Annotated in this window: 2 protein-coding genes; both read right to left on the reverse strand. The window is 66.9% G+C overall.

Going from position 1 to position 1,951, the window contains the following annotated elements; translation table 11 throughout:
- A partial coding sequence (locus tag WA317_RS13560; RefSeq protein ID WP_425173524.1) for a cytochrome d ubiquinol oxidase subunit II occupies window positions 1-810 on the reverse strand: 810 nt, incomplete at its 3' end.
- A partial coding sequence (locus WA317_RS13565) for a cytochrome ubiquinol oxidase subunit I (RefSeq protein WP_425173525.1) occupies window positions 807-1,951 on the reverse strand: 1,145 nt, incomplete at its 5' end. The genes WA317_RS13560 and WA317_RS13565, both read right to left, overlap by 4 nt.

Below are 1,951 nucleotides of genomic sequence, written 5' to 3' on the forward strand. Positions count from 1 at the left end.
GGCCGAAACCCTGGCCGGCCAGCGTGATCGGCGCATCGGCTGGAAACCGCGGAGGAGCAGCACCATGGTCATCACCCCGGCAAGCGCCGCGACGGCGAGCAGCGGCAGCGCCTGGTGAGTCAGTCCGTGGCTGAGCGTGGGAGCGTCGTGCAGCACCGGATACAGTCCGGCGAACACCACCAACCCGGCGACCGCTCCCACGCCGATGGTGCGGACGCGGAGCTGGCCGGCCAGTTCGTTCTCGCCCCCGCGGACCGCATCCACGGTCAAGAACACGCCCGCCAGAAAGACGCAGGTGCTGACGGCGAGGCAACCGCCGACCAGCGACGTCGGATTGACCCACGAGCCGACCGGGTCACCGTAGCCTGCGGCCGGCACCCGCCCAGACGCCATGGCACCGGCTACGGTGCCGAAGAAGAATGGCGTGATCAGCGAGGACCCGGCGAAAATCGCGCCGAAAAGACGTGCCTGGCCGAACGTGGCGGCGTACTTGCGAAACGCAAAACCCGCGCCGCGCAGCACGATTCCAGCGAGGGCAAGCATGAGCGGGGTGAACAGCGTCGTCGTCGCCGCGGCGAAGGCTCTCGGGAAGCCGGTCCACCACATGACCAGCACGTAGATCAGCCACACGTGGTTGGCCTCCCACACCGGCCCGATGCTGTGGTCGATCAGCGTCCGGAGTTCGGCTCCGCGCCTGCCGGCGCCTGCGGTCAGGTCGTAGAACCCTGATCCGAAGTCGGCACCACCGAGCAGCGCGTAGGCGATCACCCCGACGAACAGCGCGGCGGCTACCACGGCGGCGAGGCTCATCGGTCGGCCTCCGCCGCGGGCCCGTAGGGACTGGGCAGCTCTTCGTCGCCGGCCCGCCATCGCCTGGCCATCGACCGCAGCACGACGTAAGCCGCGACGGTCATGCCGAGGTAAGTCATCAGCACGCCGCTGTAGCTCCACCAGATTGCGCGGTTCATCGTCGCCGCCTCGGTGGTCCGCAGCACCTGCCACACAGTCCACGGCTGGCGTCCCACTTCGGTTGCCACCCAACCCAATTCCAGCGCGATGATCGCAAGCGGCCCGGCGATGACCGAGAAGCGCAGAAACCAGCGATTGCCCAGCAGGTCGTGGCCGCGCCGGCGCGTCATCCAGAACACCACGACCGCCAGCGCCAGCAGCAATCCGATGCCGACCATCAGCTGAAACGACCAGTGTGTGATGTTGACCGGCGGCCAGTCCCGCTTCGGCACGTCGTCGAGGCCCGGAACCGTCCCGGTCAAGGTGCCGCGCGCGATCACCGAACCGACGCGGGGAATCGGCACCGCCCAACGGATCCGGTCGTCGATGAGAAAACCACCCAAGCGAAGTGGCGCAGGCCCCGGCTCAGGGTGCAGGGCAAGCTCGAAGGCCGCCAGCTTGGCCGACTGCTTGTTGCCGACCTGCAAGCCGAGCAGATGACCGACGAACGGCTGCAGCACGGCGGCCACCGAGGCGAACCGGAATGGCACGATGAACCCGAGACGGTGGTGACCATCGTCTCGGCCGCGCAGCAGTCCGGCAGCATAGACACCCGAAACCAGCAGACCGACCAGCAGGAACGCTGCCAGCCACATGTGCAGGAACTGCAACCACGCCAACGGATTGAACATAGCCGCCCACGGTCGGATTTTTCCGACGACGCCGTCGCGGATGGTGAACCCGGTCGGGTAGTTCATCCAGGAGTTGACCGCGACGACACAGAACGTTCCGACGATGCCCGATGTCGCCATCGGCAGCAGCATCGCCAAATGCAGCCTCGGCCGCATCCTGTCCCAGCCGTAGAGGTACAGCCCGAGAAAAATCGCCTCGGTGAAGAACGACAACCCCTCCAGCGCGAACGGCAAACCGAGGACGTCGCCGAACCTGGCCATCAGACCCGGCCACAGCAAGCCCATTTCGAAGCTCAACACGGTTCCTGACA

Source organism: Mycobacterium sp., from assembly GCF_049802695.1.
Lineage (GTDB): Bacteria > Actinomycetota > Actinomycetes > Mycobacteriales > Mycobacteriaceae > Mycobacterium.